This is a genomic window from Streptomyces sp. NPDC026062, assembly GCF_055568375.1.
Genome location: NZ_JBVHOQ010000052.1, coordinates 1 through 18,720, shown reverse-complemented (window position 1 = coordinate 18,720; position 18,720 = coordinate 1). Strand labels below are relative to the sequence as shown.

At 72.1% G+C, this 18,720-nt stretch carries 15 protein-coding genes and 1 pseudogene; 2 read left to right on the top strand and 14 right to left on the bottom strand.

The genetic code is table 11. From position 1 onward, the window contains the following. Positions 1-310 precede the first annotated feature (310 nt). The 4 genes and pseudogenes from ACZ4LX_RS33215 to ACZ4LX_RS33200 all read right to left on the bottom strand — a co-directional run. Positions 311-469 (bottom strand): annotated as a pseudogene (locus ACZ4LX_RS33215) (transposase); the annotation flags it as partial. An 84-nt stretch (positions 470-553) separates the two neighbouring features. Next, complete coding sequence (locus ACZ4LX_RS33210) at positions 554-1,822, bottom strand: MFS transporter (protein WP_467650726.1); 1,269 nt, start codon at positions 1,820-1,822, stop codon at positions 554-556. A gap of 162 nt (positions 1,823-1,984) precedes the next feature. Next, entirely contained in the window at positions 1,985-4,789 is a 2,805-nt protein-coding gene (locus ACZ4LX_RS33205; protein WP_467650725.1) for an AAA family ATPase, read from the bottom strand. Between the two features lie 124 nt (positions 4,790-4,913). Beyond that, entirely contained in the window at positions 4,914-5,573 is a 660-nt protein-coding gene (locus tag ACZ4LX_RS33200; protein WP_467650724.1) for a TetR/AcrR family transcriptional regulator, read from the bottom strand. 64 nt (positions 5,574-5,637) lie between these two features. Here ACZ4LX_RS33200 and ACZ4LX_RS33195 point away from each other — a divergent pair, with 64 nt between their 5' ends. After that, the gene (locus ACZ4LX_RS33195) at positions 5,638-7,089 is read left to right on the top strand and encodes an MFS transporter (protein ID WP_467650723.1); all 1,452 of its coding nucleotides are present in this window, start codon (positions 5,638-5,640) and stop codon (positions 7,087-7,089) included. 251 nt (positions 7,090-7,340) lie between these two features. Here the strand turns inward: ACZ4LX_RS33195 and ACZ4LX_RS33190 are convergent, their stop codons facing one another. From ACZ4LX_RS33190 to ACZ4LX_RS33145, 10 genes are all read right to left on the bottom strand, one after another. Continuing rightward, positions 7,341-8,081, bottom strand: a complete 741-nt coding sequence (locus tag ACZ4LX_RS33190) for a class I SAM-dependent methyltransferase (protein WP_467650722.1) — start codon at positions 8,079-8,081, stop codon at positions 7,341-7,343. After that, positions 8,078-9,445 carry a flavodoxin family protein gene (locus ACZ4LX_RS33185; RefSeq protein WP_467650721.1) on the bottom strand — a complete coding sequence of 456 codons (1,368 nt, stop codon included), beginning with the start codon at positions 9,443-9,445 and terminating at the stop codon, positions 8,078-8,080. Before ACZ4LX_RS33185 ends, ACZ4LX_RS33190 begins: the two co-directional genes overlap by 4 nt. Then, entirely contained in the window at positions 9,424-9,777 is a 354-nt protein-coding gene (locus tag ACZ4LX_RS33180) for a dihydrofolate reductase family protein (RefSeq protein ID WP_467650720.1), read from the bottom strand. Before ACZ4LX_RS33180 ends, ACZ4LX_RS33185 begins: the two co-directional genes overlap by 22 nt. Positions 9,778-10,034: 257 nt before the next feature. Beyond that, a complete protein-coding gene (locus ACZ4LX_RS33175; protein WP_467650719.1) occupies positions 10,035-10,268 on the bottom strand; it encodes a hypothetical protein in 234 nt (77 codons plus the stop codon). After that, entirely contained in the window at positions 10,265-11,248 is a 984-nt protein-coding gene (locus ACZ4LX_RS33170) for a formylglycine-generating enzyme family protein (RefSeq protein WP_467650718.1), read from the bottom strand. Before ACZ4LX_RS33170 ends, ACZ4LX_RS33175 begins: the two co-directional genes overlap by 4 nt. After that, positions 11,245-12,579 (bottom strand): SGNH/GDSL hydrolase family protein, encoded by a 1,335-nt coding sequence (locus ACZ4LX_RS33165; protein WP_467650717.1) that lies wholly within the window; start codon positions 12,577-12,579, stop codon positions 11,245-11,247. The genes ACZ4LX_RS33170 and ACZ4LX_RS33165 overlap by 4 nt, the downstream gene beginning before the upstream one ends. Further along, positions 12,576-13,319 carry an SAM-dependent methyltransferase gene (locus tag ACZ4LX_RS33160; protein ID WP_467650716.1) on the bottom strand — a complete coding sequence of 248 codons (744 nt, stop codon included), beginning with the start codon at positions 13,317-13,319 and terminating at the stop codon, positions 12,576-12,578. Before ACZ4LX_RS33160 ends, ACZ4LX_RS33165 begins: the two co-directional genes overlap by 4 nt. A gap of 195 nt (positions 13,320-13,514) precedes the next feature. After that, positions 13,515-15,200 carry a WD40 repeat domain-containing protein gene (locus ACZ4LX_RS33155; protein WP_467650715.1) on the bottom strand — a complete coding sequence of 562 codons (1,686 nt, stop codon included), beginning with the start codon at positions 15,198-15,200 and terminating at the stop codon, positions 13,515-13,517. Continuing rightward, entirely contained in the window at positions 15,197-15,862 is a 666-nt protein-coding gene (locus ACZ4LX_RS33150; RefSeq protein ID WP_467650714.1) for a GTP cyclohydrolase II, read from the bottom strand. Before ACZ4LX_RS33150 ends, ACZ4LX_RS33155 begins: the two co-directional genes overlap by 4 nt. 785 nt (positions 15,863-16,647) lie before the next feature. After that, a complete protein-coding gene (locus tag ACZ4LX_RS33145; RefSeq protein WP_467650713.1) occupies positions 16,648-18,093 on the bottom strand; it encodes a dihydrolipoyl dehydrogenase family protein in 1,446 nt (481 codons plus the stop codon). A gap of 116 nt (positions 18,094-18,209) precedes the next feature. Here ACZ4LX_RS33145 and trxA point away from each other — a divergent pair, with 116 nt between their 5' ends. Then, the gene (gene trxA / locus ACZ4LX_RS33140; RefSeq protein WP_467650712.1) at positions 18,210-18,581 is read left to right on the top strand and encodes a thioredoxin; all 372 of its coding nucleotides are present in this window, start codon (positions 18,210-18,212) and stop codon (positions 18,579-18,581) included. The last annotated feature ends 139 nt before the right edge of the window (positions 18,582-18,720 follow it).

Genomic DNA, 18,720 nt, shown 5'->3' with positions numbered 1-18,720 from the left:
GCGGCAGCGATGGCCGGCCTCATCGATGGGCTCCGCGCCACCACTCACCGGATGGACGCCCCGCCCCTGGCCGCCGCTACCGGGAGCCGGCGTCGGCCCCGCACCGCTCCGGGCCGGGCCGGCGCCGGGACCGTCCTGCACCCCGTTGTCCGGCTTCAACGGCGGCTGCTGCCACCGGTACGTGTCCGGCAACCGCCGTCAAAGCCAGACATTACGAGGGTGGGCGCGCTGGATCAACGGAATCGGGCCGGGCCGGCCGTCGGGTCCTGGGGAGCGGTGACCACACCTGGATAGCGCCCGTGTCGGGACGGCGTGGGGGGGTGTCCTTGCGGACCCACGTGCGCAGCGTCTCCCCGGTGATCCCCGGATCCGCGGCCACCGCCGCATACCTGCGCTTCCCGCCGGACGCGCGGTACAGCCCGACGGCGTCCTTCCGGAACTCTTCCGGGTACGGAGATCTGCGTCTCAACTGGACATCTCTTCCTGGACCATCAAGATCTATGGTCGGGAGTCCATGCCAGGGGATCAGCCTCACTCGGGGGTTCGCTGTCCGTCACCGCGCCACAGCGGTGACCGTACGAGCCTTGCCCGCGGTGAGGGCGACCGTGATCTGGACGACGCAGGTGATCAGCAGGACGGCCAGTGGCGCGGCCCAGGTGCCGGTGACATCGTGCAGCGCGCCCGCGCCCAGGGGGCCCAGAACGCCGATCAGGTAGCCGATGCCCTGCCCCATGGCGGAGAGGGCGGCGGTCGTCGGGGCGTCCGGGGAGCGCAGGGCGAACAGGCTGATCGCGAGGGCGAACCCGGCGCCGAGACCGAGGCCGAGAACGGCCGCCGACGGCCAGAGCAGGGCCTTCGGCCCCAGCACGACCCCGACGAGGCCGCACGCCGTCAGGCAGGCGACGGCCACCCCGGCCGACCGCTGGTCCGTAAGGCGCCGCCCGGCTGCGGCCAGCGCCCAGGCGCCCAGCACCCCCACGGCGTTGCACAGGGACAGGGCGAGCCCGGCGGACGTCGCGCTCAGGCCGCGGTCCTGCCAGATGGTCGGCAGCCAGCCGAAGACCGTGTACGACAGGAGCGCCTGCGCGCCGAAGAACATGGTCACCTGCCAGGCCAGCGGGTTGCGCCACAGCCCCGTACGTCTCCCGTCGGAAGGCTGCGCCGCCGGGGTCTCCGGCCCCGGCGGGGCCTCCTTGATGTGTGGCTCCCTGCCGAGGGTGGACAGCACCACCACGGTCGTCAGCACCGACAGCGGGACGACGAGGATCAGCAGCGGTGTCCGCCAGGACGACCCGGTCACCTCGGCGAGCGGCACCGCCACCGCCGGGCCACCCGCGGCGCCGAAGGTGAGGGCGCCGGAGTAGAACGCGGACACCCTGGGCACGGACTGCGGGAACCGCCGCTTGATGAGGCCCGGTATCAGCACGTTGGCTATGCCGATCGGCGCTGCGACCAGCACGGTTCCCACGAACAGTGCGACGGGCCCGGTGCCGCTCCGCACGAGTGCGCCGACGGTGAGGACGACGAGCGAGAGTGTCAGCAGGGCGCGCAGGGAGTAGCCGCGGCCGAGTCTCGGGGCGACGAACGCGAAGAGGCCGAGACACAGCACCGGCAGGGAGGTGAGCAGACCCACCGCCGTCTCGCTGAGGCGCAGTTCGGCTCGCAGTGGATTGAGCAACGGGGCGACGGAGGTGATGGGCGACCGGAGGTTGAGTGCGAGCAGGGTCAGTGCGACGAGCAGCAACGGCCTGCTGAGGGAGGGGGCTCGCGGAGCGGGGGCGCGGTCCGCTTCGCGTGGGAAGGAGGGGGAGCCCAGGGGCATGGCAACCGTCCGATCTGCGTGTGAGCGTTGACATCTTCATGGCGCTTCAAGGTGTGCTGCATCGGTCTGTTGAGTGCGCCGGGCCGCAGCGGGTGGACGGGGAGAGCGCCCCTTCGGAGCACCGGAAGGCAGCCGTGTGCACCACGGCTCGGCACCCCCGTTTCACGAGGCCGTCTGGAGCGTCTGCGAGGGAGGCGCGCCGCACAGCGGGGGTGCTGTGCTGCCGAGGCGGTGGCCTGGCGCGGAGAGGCTGTCGGTGACGGCGGCGGGGAGGTCACTGCGGCCGGCGACGGAGAGTTTGCGGTAGACGCGGCTGAGGTGGAGTTCGACGGTGCGCCGGGTGACGTAGAAGCGGTCGGCTATTTCGCGGTTCGTCAGGCCCTCGGCGGCCAGCAGGGCCGTGCGGTACTCCGCCGGGGTGAGGGCGTCAAGGCCGGTCTCGGCGCCGCGCCGGGGGCGGGCGCCGGCCGAGGCGAGGTCGTCGTGCAGCGCGTCGACGAGTGCCCGGGCCCCGCACTTCTCGGCGAGGGCGAGGGCGGCGCGGAGTTGTTCGCGGGCATCGCGGACCTTACGCAGGCGCCGTAACTCCTGGCCCAGGGAGCGCAGGACGCGGGCGTGCTCCAGCCACGCCCCGGAGCCTTGGAGCAGGCCGGCCGCCTCGGACAGCAGGGGGATGTTCTGCCCGCCCTGGGTGACCTGGGCGAGCGTGTGCAGGGCGACAGCGACGGCGTGCGGGGCGCCCCAGGCGCGGGCCGCCTCCAGCTCCTCGCGGGCCAGCCGCTCGGCTGTGCCGAGGTCGCCCGCCTGGGCGTGCAGGACGGCGGCGGCCGCGCGCCAGGGGTAGCGGCCGTGGTGGTGGACACCTCGCAGAAGTCGCCCGCACTCCTCGAGATCGGAGAGAGCAGCCCCGGTGTGGCCCAGCGCCGCGTGCAGCCGCCCCCGGTGCAGCAGCAGGTCGGGCAGGGCGGCCTCGGGCAGGGCGGCCAGGGCCAGGTCACCGAGAAGCATCTGGCGTGCCTCGTCGAGGTCGCCGATCTCCACGAGGACGCCCCCGAGCCAGCAGCGGGCCAGGGCGCTGCCGAGCCAAGGCGCTGCGGGTCCGTCCGCGAGGACGGTGCGCGCGGCGCGGGCCGCCTCGCGCAGCCGTCCGGCCCGGTGGCAGTGCACGGCCAGGGTGGCCTCGGCCAGGGCCGCCATGGTGCGCCCGCCCTCCTGTCGGGCCGTGGCGGCCAGCGCGCGGCAGACGTCCAGCGCCTCGTCGTGCTCTCCGGCGTCGCACAGCACCTGAGTGAGCAGCAGCCGGAACGGGGTGGTGGGCACGTCCGCAGGGCCGGAGGGCTCGCCGAGTCCGGCACGGGCGCGCCGGACGGCTTCCTCGTGCTGTCGGGCGGCGAGCGCGGACAGCGTCGCCTGGGCGCAGCGCACCCAGGGAGTCCGAGCGGCGGCCGGGGCGAACAGGACGGGCAGCGGGGCGCGGCCCGCTCCGCCGACCAGTGTGAGCACGCCGAACACGGCGATGACTCCGGCGACCGGTTCCTGGGCGGGGTCGAGGGGGCCGAGGTCGGCGAGCGCGGCCCGCAGAGTGCGCTGGGCGCCCTCCAAGTCGCCGTCGAGGGCGGTGGCCAGGGCAAGGTTGACCACGACGACGACGGCGGCGGTGCCGCCGCCGCGCGGCCGGCCGAGGGCGCGCAGCCGGCTGACCGCGACGGCCGGCGAGCCGACGGCGAGTTCGACGCCGCTGAGCCGGCGCAGCAGTTCGGACCGCTCGTCGGGTCCGCCCTCCAGGGCGCACCGCTCCTGGAGGGCGCGGGCCTCCTCCAGGTCGTGACGGGACAGGGCCGCGCAGGCGGATTCGAACAGCAGCCGATACGCCCAGCGTTCACCGATGCGAGGGGCACGGCGCAGGTGTGGGAGGACTTCGCGTGCGGGGGCGCCCAGAGCGTGCAGGGCGTGGGCCGCCGTCGCGTGCAGGCGGGCGCGTTCGCTGGGTGGCAGGGCGGCGAGGAAGGAGACCGGCAGCATCGGCTGGGCGAAGACAGCCCCCTCGCCGTTCTCCTGCAGGACGCCACAGCGCACGAGGGTATGGAGCATGTCAGCGGCCTCGGTTCGGGGGATGCCGACGAGTTCGGCGACGAGGGCCGGGGCGGCGGCCCGGCCGGTGACGGCGACGGCTTCCAGGACCCGGCCGATCCCGGAGAAACGTTCCTCGAAACGAGCGACGACGGTCTCGGCGACCTCCACCGAACCGAGGGCGGCGATCTGGTCACTGGTCGGTTCGCCGGCCGTGCCGACGCGCCTGAGTTCGCGCAGCAGAGCCTGCGTCAGCAGCGGGTTGCCACCGGTAGCCCGGTGACAGGCGTGCACCAGAGTCTTGGCGACAGGGCGTCCGAGGGAGGAGGCCAGCAGGTAGCCGACGGCGTCCGGGTCCAGGCCTGCCAGCACAGTGCGCTGGTGGAAGTCGGAGACGACCCGGGCGAGGGCGCCCCTCCTGTCCCCCCGCGGATCCTCCCGGGGCGGGATCAGGCCCAGGGCGAGCGTGCCGAGCAGCGCCACCGGAAGCCCCTCCAGCCGGGCCATCAGCCGCTCCAGCCAGTGCAACGAGCACTGGTCGGCCCAGTGCAGGTCGTCCACCGCGAGCAGCAGCGGCTTGCCCGGGGCGAGCGAGCCGACGAGCCGGTCGAGCCAGCCCTCGGCGAGTTCACCGGAGAGCGGTTCCCCCGGGGCCCCGGGCACCGGGGCGCCGCGCAGCTGACGCAGCACGGCGTGCGTCAGGGCGGTACCGGAGGGTCTTGCGCGGGTGGAGATCGTCTCGAATCCGTGCGTGCGGGCAGTCCTGACGGCGGCCCGCATCAGATACGACTTGCCGGATCCGATGCCACCTTCGATCAGGAGACTTGCTCCCGCACCGGACGCGGCGGAGGCCAGCACCCTTTGCACGTCGGACACTTCACTGTCGCGGCTGAGCACACGAACCCCCTTGTCGTCCCGTTGACCCCGGAAGGGTGGTGACTCCCGCGCCCCGCGTAACGCCGTACGCGGTCCGGGCGGCGCGGCCGGGCGCCCCGTTGTCCAGCCGGGGACGCTGACGGATTCAGAGGCTGTCCACGGCCCCGTGGTTGCTGCGCCACTGCGAGGTGGCCACGCCCGTGAGGACGACCTCCACGACCTCCTCCGCGAGGGTCGGCGTGAGCGGCAGGTGGCCGAAGAGCACTCGGTAGTAGGCAGTGGAGGCCAGCATGTCGAGCAGCAGGTCGATGTCGGCGTCGGCACGGATGTCACCGCGCCGGATGCCGCGACGCAGAGCTGCGGCCGTGGCGGCGCGGCGCGGGTGGAACAGCTCGTTCAGGAACTCCGATTCCAGTTCCGGGTCGTCTGCGAGGTCCGCGATCAACGCGGGCAGCGCGCGGCGCCCGACGGTGGTGGTGAAGGCGTGGCTCAGAGTGCTGATCCCGGTGATGAGGTCGCAGTGGGTGCAACCGGTGTCGGGGGTGGGTGAGGAACCCATCGTCTGTACGAGCGTGCTGACCACGAGGTGCTGCCGGGAGCGCCAACGGCGGCGCAGGGTCGGCTTGCTGGTGCCGGCGCGGGCGGCGACCGCCTCCAGCGTGAACCGGCCGTAGCCGACCTCGTTGAGGATCTCCAGCACGGTGTTCCGTACGGCGGTGTCGATGCGTTCGTCGCGGGGGCGGCCTCGTGGGCGCTGTGCCGTGAACGAAGCCTCGCTTTCCGTGCCCTGTGGTGTGTTCATCATGCTCCCAGTACCTTTATGATTCCGTTCCGCGTCGAAAAGTAATTCTCTCACACGAGGTGACCTCATGTCCCAGCACACAGACGAGTTACCGGAGAACCGGGGCAGGCCCATCGAATCGGAGGGAGCGCAGCCGAAACAGACAGAGAGCGTCTTCTCCGGTCCCTACCGGACGCTCAGTCTCGGCGTGATCCTTTCCGTGGGGATGGTCGCGTTCGAGTCCCTCGGTGTCGCCACCGTCCTGCCCGACATCGCCCGGGACCTGGACGGACTTGGTGCCTACGGGTGGGGTCTGTCGGCGCTGATGCTTGCGAACATCATCGGCACCGTACTCGCCGGGCGGACCGCCGACCTGCGTGGCCCGTGGGCCCCCGCCGCGGTGGGCATGGCCGTTTTCGCGGCGGGCTGCGCGCTGGCCGGCGCGGCCGGCTCCTGGCCGCTGTTCCTGGCGGGCCGCTTCCTCCAGGGCCTGGGCGTGGGCGCCGTGATGGCCATGGCCTACACGGTGATCGGCCTGGCCTACCCCGAACACCTGCGGGCGAGGATGTTCGCTCTGCTCTCCTCGGCCTGGACGATCCCGTCGCTGATCGGCCCGGTCCTGGCGGGCACCCTGTCCGACAGCACCACCTGGCGTGCGGTGTTCCTGCTGATGCTGCCGATTGTGGCGGTTGCCGCGGTGCTCGCACTGCCCGGTCTGCGCCGCCTCGAACGCCCGCGGGGCGAACGAACGGCCTCCCCGGCCGGGCCGTGGTGGAGAGGCCCGCTGGCCAACTCCGTGATGCTGACGGTAGGAACCGGCGTGCTGCTCCAGGCGCTGCTGCTGGAGAACCTGGTCCTGCTCGTCGTCCTCGCGGCAGCCGGTGCCGCGGTCGCCGTTCCGGCACTGCGCCGGGTCACCCCTGAGGGAACCCTGACGGCGCGCGCCGGACTGGGCGCCGGTGTGGTGATCCGAGGTCTGCTGTGCGGGGCGTACTTCGGCAGCGAGGCCTATCTGCCGCTGGGCCTGCAGGAACTGCGCGGGCAGAGTGCGTGGGCGGCCGGTCTCGGCCTGTCGGCAGGCGCCATCACCTGGGTGGTGGGTTCGGCCTGGCAGGCCAAGCGGGACGCCGGCCCGGGCGGGCGGAGCGCAAGCGTGTCCCTCGGCTTCGCCGTCCTGCTGGCCGGTGTGGGCCTGATCACCCTGGCGATCCTGGCCGACGCCCTTCCGGCGTGGCTCGCGGTCGTGGGCTGGGCCATCGGCGGTCTCGGCATGGGCGTCGCGTTCAACGCCGCTACCACCGACACGCTGGAGCAGACCCCGGCCGAGCGCCAGGGCGAGATGAGCGGGGCGCTCCAGCTCGCGCAGACTCTCGCCACCGGTGTGCTCGCCGGTCTCGGCGGCGCGGCCCTCGCCATCTCCGAGCACTACGACGCGGGCACCCGGGTCGCGCTCGGCTCCTTGTTCGCCTTTACGGCACTGCTCGCCCTGATCGGCGTCGTGCTCGCACGGCGCCTGCGGGCCCCGGCCGCTGCCGGGTGACGAGCCGCCCGGCCGGGTCGCGGCTGCCGGGAAGTCCCCCGAGGCTGCTCCATCGCATCAGGTAGTCGAGGGGAGATCCTCGTGCTTCTGGGCGTCTTCCAGTCCGGGCGTTCGAGGAGTCCGAGGATCTGCCGGCTGATAGTCCGCTTCAGGCACCGCTGTGTGCCGCCGGGAGGTCCGGACCTCCCCGCGGCACACCGGAAGGCTCGGCCGGCCACAACGGCCGGGCGAGGCTTCCGGAGCTCCGGCCGTCAGACGGCCGTGCAGTGGAGCATGGTCAGCGGCGGGTTGTCCAGGAAGTCCGCCCAGTACTCCTCGCCCCGCTCTCTCAAGCCCTCCTCCGACACGTGCAACGGCACCCATGTCACATCGCGGAAACCCGCCCGGGTGAGGCTCTGCTCGTACACCTCGCGGTACGGATACGAGGTGACGAACTCGACGGGCGGGTCGAGCTGGGCGACGATCCGGACCCGGGGACCGATCGGGCCGGGAGCCACGAGCTCGTACGTGAAGCCGTACTTGGCCATGGACGGACCGTCGAAGCGGTAGTCAGGCGCCTGGGTCAGCACGAAGAAGCGGGCGCCGGGTGTCAGGCTGCGGCGCAGCGCCCGGCACATGCCCTCCATCTCAGCGGCGTCCTCTGCGTAGTTGAGCAGGTACACAGCGCTCGCCACGTCGAACGGCCGTTCAGGGACCGGCAGGTCGGTGGCGTCGGCGACCGTATAGCGCACCCCGAGCGGGGAGAGCTCCTCGATCGCGCGGGCGGCGGCGACCATCTCGGTGGAGATGTCCACGCCGAGTACCTCGGCGGAGCCCAGGCGTTTGATCCGACGGCTGTAGAACCCGGTTCCGCAGGCCAGGTCGAGCACCGACTTCCCGCGCACGTCGCCGAGCATCGCGAGGAAGCTCGGGCACTCCGCCCAGCGGGCCATCGGCAGCGACTTGAAGCCCTCGTAGGCCTCGCCGATCCCGTCGTACTGCTGCACGCTCATGCCTTGCTCCCTGTGAATGTCGGCGGTCCGGCAGGACCGGCCGGGGCGGGGGTCGCGCCGGGTGGACACGGGGCCCGGCGCAGCAGGTCGCCCGCAAGGACGGTGCGCCGGCCCTGGTGGGCCGCGGCGGCCATGGTCTCCGGAGTGGGCAGGTCGCCCGCGGTGCCGGAGTGCGAGGTGCCGTACGGGTTGCCGCCCGCCGCCTCGATCGCCGGGTCGGTGTAGCCGGGGGGTACGAGCACCGCGCCTGTGTGCAGCAGCACGTGACCGAGGTCGAGGAGGGCCGTCTCGGCGCCCGCGTGCGGTGTCGGGACGGTGGCGAAGCCGCCGACCGGCTTGCCCCACAGAGGGCCTCGGCCGCCGCCCGCGTGCTCCAGCGCCTGGACGAACTCCAGCAGCGGCGCGGCCAGCGCGCCGAGGCGGACGGGCGCCCCGAACAGCACCGCATCCGCCCACTCGACGTCCTCGGCCGCGGCAGGCGAGGACGTGGGCCCCAGCCGTCCCGCGCCCCGCACCCCACTGCCGGGGTCCACCCGCCGCAGCCGCACTTCGGCGCCCACGGCACGCGCGGCCCCAGCCACCTCCTGCGCGAGGGCCCGGGTGGCGGCGTCGTCGCCGTGGTACACGACGGTGAGCCGGACGGGCCGGTGGACGGTGCCGGGAAGCCCGGCGCGCACGGCGGCGGTCCCCGTCCCGCCCGGCCAGGGCACCTGCACGGCGGTGCCGGAGAGGGCCGTTGCCGGCGCCGGCAGCTCCGTCCGGCGCTCCGGGAGGGCGGTCGGCCCGGGTGGCGACGGCGGAGGTGACACCGGACGGGCGCGAGCCGTGAGGCCGGCCAGCCGGCGCCCCAGGGCACGTGCGGCAGCGCACTCGTACGGGGCCGGTTCGCCCCGGCTGTTGTCGGCGGCCAGCCCGTACGGCGTTCCGCCCGCCATCCGAGTGACCGGGTCGGCCGGATCGGAGCCGACTACCCAACAGCCCCAGTGGTACAGGGTGTGGTGCAGGGCTGTCAGGGTCGCCTCCCGGCCGCCGTGGCGCTGCGTGGACACAGTGATACCGGTCGCCACTCGGTCGGCGAGCAGGCCCTGGCGCCACAGCGGCGAGGTCGACTCCAGGAACCGTTTGAAAGGTGAGGACACAGTGCCGTAATAGGTCGGGCCGGCCAGTACCAGCCCGTCCGCCCACACCACGTCCTCCGGCTCGGCCACCCGTTCCGGCCACTCCGGGCGGACCGTTCCGTCGTCCTCGACCCGCAGCAGCAGCACCTCGGCTCCGGTCTCCCGCGCCCCCTCGGCGGCCAGCGCCGCCAAGGTGCGCACAGTCCCGCGCCGGCTGTGGTAGATCACGGCGATCCGGTGGCCCATGACACGCCCCCTTCCTCAGCGCCCGACAGATCCTGTGTGCGCGGCAGCAGCCGTACGTCGTCGCCGATGCGGGTCACCTCGCCCCGGCGCAGACGCAGACCCCCCATGAGGGTGAGGGCTCCGAAAACGTCGAGGACGGGGCGGACGGTGGCGCCCGGCAGCAGGGGGGCCGCATAGGCGACGACGCGGTCCGGCAGCCCTCGGGTGACGAAGGACGCGGCGAGGCGGGCGCCGCCCTCCAGCAGGACCGGCGGGACCTGGAGCCGGTGATCCACCGGGAGGTACCGTCCCAAGCCGCCGTCCGGCCGTCCGACGTCGAGCCGAACTTCCATGCGACGCAGGGTCTTCCCCGGCGTACGGCGGTGAGCCGCAGTTCGTCGCCGCGCCCGGCCTCGGCGCGCAGCACGCTGCCGACGACGTCGGCCCCGGCCTCCCGAAGCCGCTGGGCACCGCCCGTCGCGGTCGGGCCGGGGTCCGGCACCGCGTACACGACCCGGGCGCCCCCGGCCCAGCGCCTCGGCGCACGGACCGGTGCGGCCCGTGTGTGCGCACGGCGCCGGTGTGACCATGGCGGTCCCGCCCCGCGCCGTTACCCGGCCACGGCCAGCGCCTCGGCCTCCGCGTGCGGCTGCCCGGCGCCCAGGTGGAATCCCTCGCCCACCACCATGCCGTCCGCGCCGAGGATCACGCAGCCGGCAGCGGGGCCGGGGCTGGTCCGCCCCGGCGCGGCCCCGGCGATCTCGATGGCACGGCGCATCGCGGCTTCCTCGGCGGCGGGCGCCGGCCGCACGGCCGGACCGCCTCCGGTCGTCCGGCCCGTCACGGCGTCTCCGCGAGGCGGAAGCCCATGGCGTAGATGTCTCGTTCGTACCAGCCGTGACGGCGGCGGGTGCGGGCGAGGTCGCCGAAGCGCGTGAAACTGCCGCCGCGGGCGACTCGGTAGGTGCCCCGGGTGACGGCGAGGTCGTCGGCGACTGCGCTTCCGCCGGGGTAGGGGAGGTAGTCATCGGCGGTGTACTCCTCGACGTTGCCCGCCATGTCGTACAGCCCGAAGGGCGAACGCCCGGCCGGGTACACGCCGATCGGGGTGGTGGCCAGCGGTCCTGACTCGACGGTGTTGGCGTGCTCGGGCTCGAACTCCTCGCCCCACGGGAACTCCCGTCCCTCAGGTCCGGCAGCGGCGTACTCCCACTCCGCCTCGGTGGGCAGCCGGAAGGTGCGGGCGGTGCGGGCGGCGAGCCATGCGGCGTAGGCGTCGGCAGCCTCGGGCGACACGGTCCACACGGGGTGGTTGCCGAGCCCCTGCGGGTAGATGCCGAAGCGCCAGGAGGTCGGCAGCACAGTGGAGCCGGTGTCCTCCAGAAAGAGCCGGTACTCGGCGTTGGTGACCGGGTGCAGTGCGATGCGGAAGGCGGACAGCTCCACCTCGTACTCGGGGCATTCCTTGGCGATCCAGTCCTCGATCACCCCGGCATGCCGCCAGCCCGCGGTGACCCGGCCGACTCCGCTCTCTGCCAGTCCGAGCCGGACGCGACCGGCGGGGACGTCGGCCATGGGCGGGTCGTCGGGGCGGATGCGCGGATCGCCGATCAGGCCGAGGACGGTGCCCGCCGCGCACCGGCGCGCGAAGGACAGCTCGGGGTCCTCGGCGACGGCGACGAGAGTCTCCGCGGGCAGGGAGAGCAGGTCACGGTGGTCGCGCAGGGGCCAGGGGCCGGTGCGGGTCATGAAGGAGTCGGCCAGCCCCATCGCGGCGCGGTCGGAGAGGGTGTTGGGGTTGGCCATCACCGGTGTGTCGGTCACGGGGTCCTCTCTTCGGAGCTCGGGACGGGCGTCGTCGGGGCACATGCGGTCAGCGGTGCGGTGGGCACAGCGTCGGCCACCGCGCGGTAGCCGACGTCGTTCAGGTGTATGTGATCGCCGGAGTCGTAGGCGGTGCGCACCCGCTGGAGGTCGGCGGGGTCGCGCACGGCCGCGTCGAAGTCCGCCACGGCGTCGAACTCCGGGGAGTCGCGCAGCGCGGCGTTGAGGGCGACGCGCTCCGTCTCGGCCTTGGCCGTCCACAGCGGCGAGTCCTTGAAGGGGGTGAGGGTTCCCACGACGACGGGGATCCCGCGGCCGTGCAGCCGGCCGGCCAGGGTGCGCAGCCCGTCCAGGACCTCCTCGGCGCTCGCGTAGGGGGCGAGTTGGAGGTCGTTGATGCCTTCGTAGAACACGGCGGCGCACACCCCGGGCTGGTCCAGGACGTCCCGGTCGAGCCGGCCGAGCGCGCTGGTGCCGCGCTGCGGGCGCTCGGTCTCGGTGCCGTCGCGCAGAACGCGGTTGCCGCCGAGGCCCTTGTTGAGGACGCCGATGCCCTTCGTCGCGGGGGCAGCGGCCAGGCGGCGGGCCAAGGCGTCGGTCCAGCGGCCGTTGCCGTTCAGGGTGGAACCGGAGCCATCGGTCTGCGAGTCGCCGAGCGCGACGACGGTGCCGCGCGTGTCCGTGCCGCGCACATCGACGCCGGTCAGGAAGAACCAGGAGGACTCGGCACGGGTGAAGGCCGCCGCACCCTGTTCGCCGGTGTGGTCGCCGGGTTCGGACAGGTGATTGGTCTGCTGGGCCAACCAGTGCCAGGTGGCGGGTCCGGTCGGCTCGGGCAGGTACACGCTCACCAGCAGATCGGAGTCCGCGGGCACGTCGTACGGCAGCGGGTCGCTGACGGTCTGCGCCCCGGCGGCCACGGTGGTACCTGAGCCGCCCTCGAATGTGACCGGTCGCAGGCTGCCGGGCACGGCCACCGCCGAATCGGACGACTCGGCCCGTCCCACCGTGCCCCGGCCGAGCACCAGCGGCCCGGTCCCGTGCGCGTTGGATATCCTGAGCCGCACCTCGTCGCCGCCGATCGTGGTGTGCACGACCATCCGTACGGTGCGGTCCGCCAGCCCCGCCTGCGAGATCCCGTCCGGGGCGGCCGGCGCGGGCGCGGTGCCCCAGGCACCGGCCCAGTCCCTCCCACCGGGCTGCGCGGCGGCCGGGTGGGTGCTCCCCAGCAGGACCCCGCTCAGCAGCGCCCCGGCGACCGCACCGGTGAGCGGCCCACGGCGCTTCCACCGGGCGGGGGCCGATACACCTGGCCCACGAGTGTCGCTCATCGGCGCCCGGACCCGGGCGTGGCCGTGCCAGAGGCCTCGGACGTCGCGGATGTGTCCGTGGCATGGTAGGTGCCCACCAGGTAGTGGAGGCCGGCCGTGCCTCGGGGAATCAGCAGGACCTCCGCGGGTGTGAAGCCGTGCGCGGTGATCATGCCGGTGAGTTCCTCCTCGGTGAACTCGCGGTACAGGCGCCGCGCACCGTTGGCGTAGAGGCTGCCGGTTCCGGCCGCCGAAGCGAAGACAGAGACCGTGAACAGGCCTTCGGGACAGAGGAGTTCATGGACACGGTCCAGGTAGTGGCCGTATTCGTCGGGGTGTTGATGGTGGAAGCAGCCGTTGTCGAGGACGGCGTCGTACACGGCCGTGCCGGAGAGGTCTGACAGCGAGCAGGCGTCGAAGCGGGCACGTCCCTCGGTGCGTGCGCTCAGCGCGGCCCACTCGGGGGACTCGATGAGATCGATACCGGTGACCCGGCAGCCCGCGTCGGCCAGGATCGCAGCGTCGCGGCCGTGTCCGGTGCCGATGTCGAGGACGTGCGGCACGTCAGCGCGGTCGCCGAGGGCTCCGAGCAGCAGGCGGGGGGCTTCGCGCATGGCGCTCTCGGCGGTCCACACGTCACGGCCATTTACGTAGTGGTCCTGGAAGTCGGCGCGCAGCACGTCCGCGTACGCCGACTCGTCGAGTTGCGGGGCGGCTGCGGGGGTGACGGAGTACCGGTCGGCTATGTGGTGACTGGGCACGTGATGAAGTCCTGTCGTGTGAGGCGGACACGCAGTGGCCGGGGGCGGGAGAGCCGGGCCGGGCACACGAAGGCGCCGGAGAGGACCAACTGTTCCGGCGCCTTCGTGCGGAGCACTTTCGGAAGGGGGCATCTTCAGGCATGCCTGAGAGGGGGGCTTTCGAGTGAACGGCCCTGCCCCGACCCGGCGAATGGCTCAGCCGGCGACCGTGTAGACCTGCCCGTCGTACGAACCCGCGACGAAGAGCTTGCGGCCCGCGTCGTAGGCGAGGGAGGAGATGCCCGAGGTGGTGGGCCGGTCGACAGCGGTCCAGCGGCCGTCGGCCCGGTCGTAGACCGCGACGTGGCCGTCGTAACTGCCGGCCGCGATCAGGCGGCCGTCGGTGTCGGCGGCCACGCACTTGATGGAGTGTGTGTGAGGCGTGTCCACCACCTCGGCGATGCGGTCAGGGCTCCAGATCCGCAGTTTCAGGTCGCGGCTGACGCTGGCGAACCAGCCGTCGCCGAGGCCCGTACAGCCATTGGCGATCTTGTCGTGAGCGTCCTCGACGGTGGCGACCTTCTCCAGTGTGGAGACGCGGAACCAGGTCGCGGAGGCGTCGGCGGCGACGGAGAACAGGAAGTCGCCGGAGACCACGACATCCTTGACCGCGTTGACATTCAGCTTCAGGTCCCGGACGTGTTCGACAGTGTCGCCGGTCAGCTTCAGCAGCAGCCCCTCGCCGGTGTAGGCGCCGATCACCGCGTAGCTCGCACCGTCGCGCTCGAAGGCGACGCCGCAGTTCAACGGGGAGCGGTGCTGGTAGAGCTCGCGGCCGGTGAGCGCGTCGAAGACCTTGCCGAGCTGACCACCGGAGAGCACCAGGCCGCCGAGCGGTGTGAGGAAGTTGCACAGGCTGCCGGTCTCGGCGACCGGTTCGCCGTCGCGGCGCACCACGCCCGCGTCGCCGACGGTGAGTAGGGAGCCGCCGCGTCCGGGCAGGACGGCGTTGACGCCTCCGGTGGCCGGTACGACGGCGGTGTCCCAGGTGCGCGCCTGATAGTCGTAGCCGCGGTACGTGGCGCCGAAAGTGGCGAACACCAGGCGGGTGCCACCCGCGAAGGCGCAGGAGCGGGGCCAGACGTCGTGCGGCAGGGCCGTCGTGTCGCGGGCCTCGGGGAAGCCGGCGGAGACGTCCCACAGCCGCATGGTGCGGTCGTAGGAGAGGCTCACCAGGAGGTGGCGGGCGTCGTCGAGGACGAGACGCTTGATGCCCGCGTCGTGCGCGGGGACCGTAGTGCGCTCGGTGGGCCCGACGACGATGATCTGGCCCTCGTCGTTGCCGGCGAAGATGATGCCGGAGGAGGAGATGGCGACGGTGTCGGTCTCCACACCGTCCAGGTCCAGGTCGCCGATCATCCCGCCGGTCGCCAGCGACCAGCGCTTGATGGTGCCGTCGTCGCTGGATGAGATCAACTCGTCGACGCCGCGGGCCCACTCCACGGAGATGACGTCGGCGGTGTGCCCCTCGAAGCGGTACAGCAGTCGGCCGGTGAAGTCGTACACCCGCACCCGATGGTCCCGGGAGGCGGTGGCGACGAGTTCCTTGGACGGGTGGAAGACGGACATTTCCACGTCGTCCTCCTGGTCCCCGAGAACCGCGACGAGCCGCAGGCCCGGCACGGTCCACAGGCGGGCTGTGTAGTCGCTGGACGACGTCAGCAGATACTGTCCGTCCGGCGCGAACTGACACTGGTTGGCCAGATGGTCGTGGAACGATCGGGACACCGCCCGGCCGGTGCCCTGGTCCCAGCAGATGACCTGGTTGTCGTAGCCGGCCGTGGCCACGTACTCGTCCCGCCAAGCGGCGATTCCGCTGATGGGTCCACGATGCTGAATCATATGGACTCTCCCAGAATTTCGATGGTGTGTCCGCCCAGCTCTGCCTTGACCCGCAGGTAGTTCTCGTTGCGTTCATTCCGGTGGACGCCTGTGGGCATAACCTCCTCCACAGCAATGCCATAGTCCTCCAACTGCTTCACCTTGTCAGGGTTGTTGGTGCGCAGCCGAATCGACGGTACGTCGAGCGCTTTCAGCATCTGCACGGCCACGTAGTAGTCGCGCATATCGTCCGAGAAGTTCAGCTCCCGGTTCGCGGCGAACGTGTCCAGACCCTGATCCTGGAGGCGGTAGGCGTCGAGTTTGTTGTACAGCCCGATGCCGCGCCCTTCCTGACGGAGATACAGCAGGATTCCACCCTCCTCGGCGAACTGGTCCACGACTTCGGCGAGTTGTGGACCACAGTCGCAACGGGCGGAACCGAACACATCTCCCGTAAGGCATTCCGAATGCACTCGCACGAGGGGTACGGCGCCTGCGGCCGGGAACACGACAGCGATGTGTTCCCGGCCGTCGGTGAGCCCGGAAAAGCTGATCATTTCGGCGACCCGCCACGAACCGTCGGCCCTTAGAACCGGCACCTCGACCCGCGTTCGGATCGTTGCCTCGGTGGTGAGCGAACCGGTGCTCGATTGCTGCGTCTTGTCGCTGGACGTGCTCAACATTGGTCGTCCTTCCGCTGTGACGGCGTGATTACGTAATCACGCCGTCACCACTGCGCACAGTACGGACGGACCGAGACACCCTCCGAACCATTTTCCGCCCGGCACCGAGACAGGAACGTGTGCGCTCCCGGACCAGCGAACCCCGGGTCCGGACTGCCGGGGGCCGGCCGCGCTCGCGCAGGCCAACCGGAGCGCGGTCGCGCGCCAAGCCGACGCCGACCGCCGGACTTCGGCACACGCCGCCGAGGCCGGCCGCCGCGGAACCCGCACCGAGCCGCGGCTGAGGCTGATCCTTTGGAGTGGACACCCGACCATGGATCTTGATGGTCCAGGCAGGGATGTCAAGGCGGGACGCAACTCTCCGTACCCGGGGGAGTTCCGGAAGGACGCCGTCGCGCTGTACCGCCGCAAGCGCGTCACGCGCTTGATGTGCGTCAGCCAGATCGCCGGCCGTCGTCTGCGGCGGAAGAAGCAGAAGAAGCGGAACACGATCGCGGACAGACGGTGCCGCCCGCACCGGACCTGATGATGCGTGACTTCAACGCCACGGCGTTGCACGCCGGGTGGTGCGGCGTCATCTCAGTACGTTGCTGCCTTCCGCGACGGAGCGCCGTTGATCCCGAGTCGCCCGTGCACACTGCCCGCAGAAGATCAGGCCCGCAAGCAAGTGAGCAGGGTTGCGGCTGACATCCGGGAGAGACGACGGGCGCCGGTGCGGCAACGTCCGCAACCGTGGTAGGCACGTTCGATCGCTCTCTTCGCCATACCGCACACGCCTCCGCCGTCTAGTTTTGACTGCGGTACGCCTCCAGCAGCCGGAGCCAGATCTCGCTGATCGTCGGATACGCGGGAACCGCATGCCAGAGACGGCTGATCGGGACCTCCCCCGCCACCGCGACCGTCGCCGAGTGCAGCAGTTCGCCGATGCCCGGACCCACGAAGGTGACGCCCAGCAGGATCTCCCGGTCCAGATCGACGATCATGCGGGCACGGCCCCGGTAGCCGTCCGCGTACAGACCGGAACCGGCCACCGCCGCGAGGTCGTGGTCGACGGCCCGGACCCGGTGGCCGGCCTGCTCCGCCTCGGCCAGGGTGAGGCCGACCGAAGCGGCCTCCGGGTCGGTGAAGACGACCTGCGGGACGGCCGAGTGATCGGCGGTGGCCGCGTGCGCGCCCCAGCGGTCCGTTTCCATCAGAGGGGCCTCCTGGGCACGGGCTGCGATCGCCGCGCCCGCGATGCGCGCCTGGTACTTGCCCTGGTGGGTGAGGAGCGCCCGGTGGTTCACGTCGCCGACGGCGTAGAGCCACGGGGTCCCCTCGACCCGGCAGCTGTCGTCGACGGTGAGCCAGGACCCCGGTTTCAGGCCGACCGTCTCCAGCCCCAGGTCGTCGGTGCGCGGGGCGCGGCCGGTGGCGAAGAGGATCTCGTCGGCCTCGATCTGCCGGCCGTCGTCGAGTGCGACGGTGACCGGTCCGTCCGGTGCGGAGCGCTGTACGGAGGTGACCGAGACACCCGTGCGGATGTCGGCACCGGCCTCCGTCAGCGCTTCGGCGACCAGTTCGCCGGCGAAGGGCTCCATGCGGGGCAGCAGCCCCTTGCCCCGGACCAGCATGGTGACCCGTGCGCCCAGGGCACCCCACACGGTGGCCATCTCCACGCCGACCACTCCCCCGCCGACGACGGCGAGGCGGCCGGGCACTTCCTTGGCGCTCGTCGCCTCACGGCTGGTCCAGGGGCGGGATCCGTCGATGCCCGGCAGATCGGGGACGACGGCCCGGCTGCCCGTGCACACGGCCACCGCGTGCCTGGCCGTGAGCCGGTGCTCCGTGCCGTCGGGCGCCGCCACGGTGACTGCCTTGGGGCCCGTCAGCCTGCCGTGGCCGCGAAAGACGTCGGCCCCGATCCCGTCCAGCCAGGCGACCTGGCCGTCGTCCTTCCAGTGCGAGGCGTACGCGTCCCGGTGCGCGAGCACGGCGGCGGTGTCGAGCGGGCCCTGGACAGCGGCTGCGAGACCCGGGACGCGGCGGGCGTCGGCACGGGCGACGACGGGGCGCAGCAGGGCCTTGCTCGGCATGCAGGCCCAGTACGAACATTCACCGCCGATGAGCTCGGACTCCACGATCGCGGTGCTCAGCCCGGCGGCCCTGGCACGGTCCGCCACGTTCTCACCCACCGGACCCGCTCCGATGACCACGACGTCGTACGCGACAGGCTCCACAGCATGTGTCATGAGCCCATTCTGGTCATGGGTGTGCGCGGCGGCCACATGGGCAGGCGGAATAGCGCAAGCACGGTCATCGTTGTCCCGGGACACGTCCGAACGGGCACAGGAAGAGGTAGCAGAGCATGAGCACCGTAGAGCTCACCAAGGAAAACTTCGATGAGGTCGTCAGCGACAACGAGTTCGTGCTGATCGACTTCTGGGCTTCCTGGTGTGGCCCGTGCCGGCAGTTCGCCCCGGTCTACGACGCGGCGTCCGAGCGTCATGCGGACCTGGTCTTCGCCAAGGTCGACACGGAGGCCCAGCAGGAGCTTGCGTCGGCGTTCGAGATCCGTTCAATCCCGACGCTGATGATCGTCCGGGACAACGTGGCCGTCTTCTCGCAGCCTGGCGCGCTGCCCGAGGCCGCTCTGGAGGACGTGATCGGCCAGGCCAGGAAGCTGGACATGGACGAGGTCCGCAAGTCCATCGAGGACCAGAAGAAGGAACAGAAGTAGGCGGGACCGACGCCTGACCCGCGGCGGGGCCCGGCCGCCACCGCGACGCTGTTGGTTAATTCGGGCCTGGCTGCTTCGCCCCGTCGTATGCGGCGGGGCGAAGTGCTGCCAGGGGGCTGGTGCGGGTGCGTGCATGGGG

Excerpts from the sequence above, each read along its gene's own strand:
- ACZ4LX_RS33210 (WP_467650726.1), bottom strand. The coding sequence starts at position 1,822 with ATGCCCCTGGGCTCCCCCTCCTTCCCACGCGAAGCGGACCGCGCCCCC.
- ACZ4LX_RS33200 (WP_467650724.1), bottom strand. The coding sequence starts at position 5,573 with ATGATGAACACACCACAGGGCACGGAAAGCGAGGCTTCGTTCACGGCA.
- ACZ4LX_RS33195 (WP_467650723.1), top strand. The coding sequence starts at position 5,638 with ATGTCCCAGCACACAGACGAGTTACCGGAGAACCGGGGCAGGCCCATC.
- ACZ4LX_RS33190 (WP_467650722.1), bottom strand. The coding sequence starts at position 8,081 with ATGAGCGTGCAGCAGTACGACGGGATCGGCGAGGCCTACGAGGGCTTC.
- ACZ4LX_RS33185 (WP_467650721.1), bottom strand. The coding sequence starts at position 9,445 with ATGGGCCACCGGATCGCCGTGATCTACCACAGCCGGCGCGGGACTGTG.
- ACZ4LX_RS33180 (WP_467650720.1), bottom strand. The coding sequence starts at position 9,777 with ATGGAAGTTCGGCTCGACGTCGGACGGCCGGACGGCGGCTTGGGACGG.
- ACZ4LX_RS33165 (WP_467650717.1), bottom strand. The coding sequence starts at position 12,579 with ATGAGCGACACTCGTGGGCCAGGTGTATCGGCCCCCGCCCGGTGGAAG.
- ACZ4LX_RS33155 (WP_467650715.1), bottom strand. The coding sequence starts at position 15,200 with ATGATTCAGCATCGTGGACCCATCAGCGGAATCGCCGCTTGGCGGGAC.
- ACZ4LX_RS33150 (WP_467650714.1), bottom strand. The coding sequence starts at position 15,862 with ATGTTGAGCACGTCCAGCGACAAGACGCAGCAATCGAGCACCGGTTCG.
- ACZ4LX_RS33145 (WP_467650713.1), bottom strand. The coding sequence starts at position 18,093 with ATGACACATGCTGTGGAGCCTGTCGCGTACGACGTCGTGGTCATCGGA.
- trxA (WP_467650712.1), top strand. The coding sequence starts at position 18,210 with ATGAGCACCGTAGAGCTCACCAAGGAAAACTTCGATGAGGTCGTCAGC.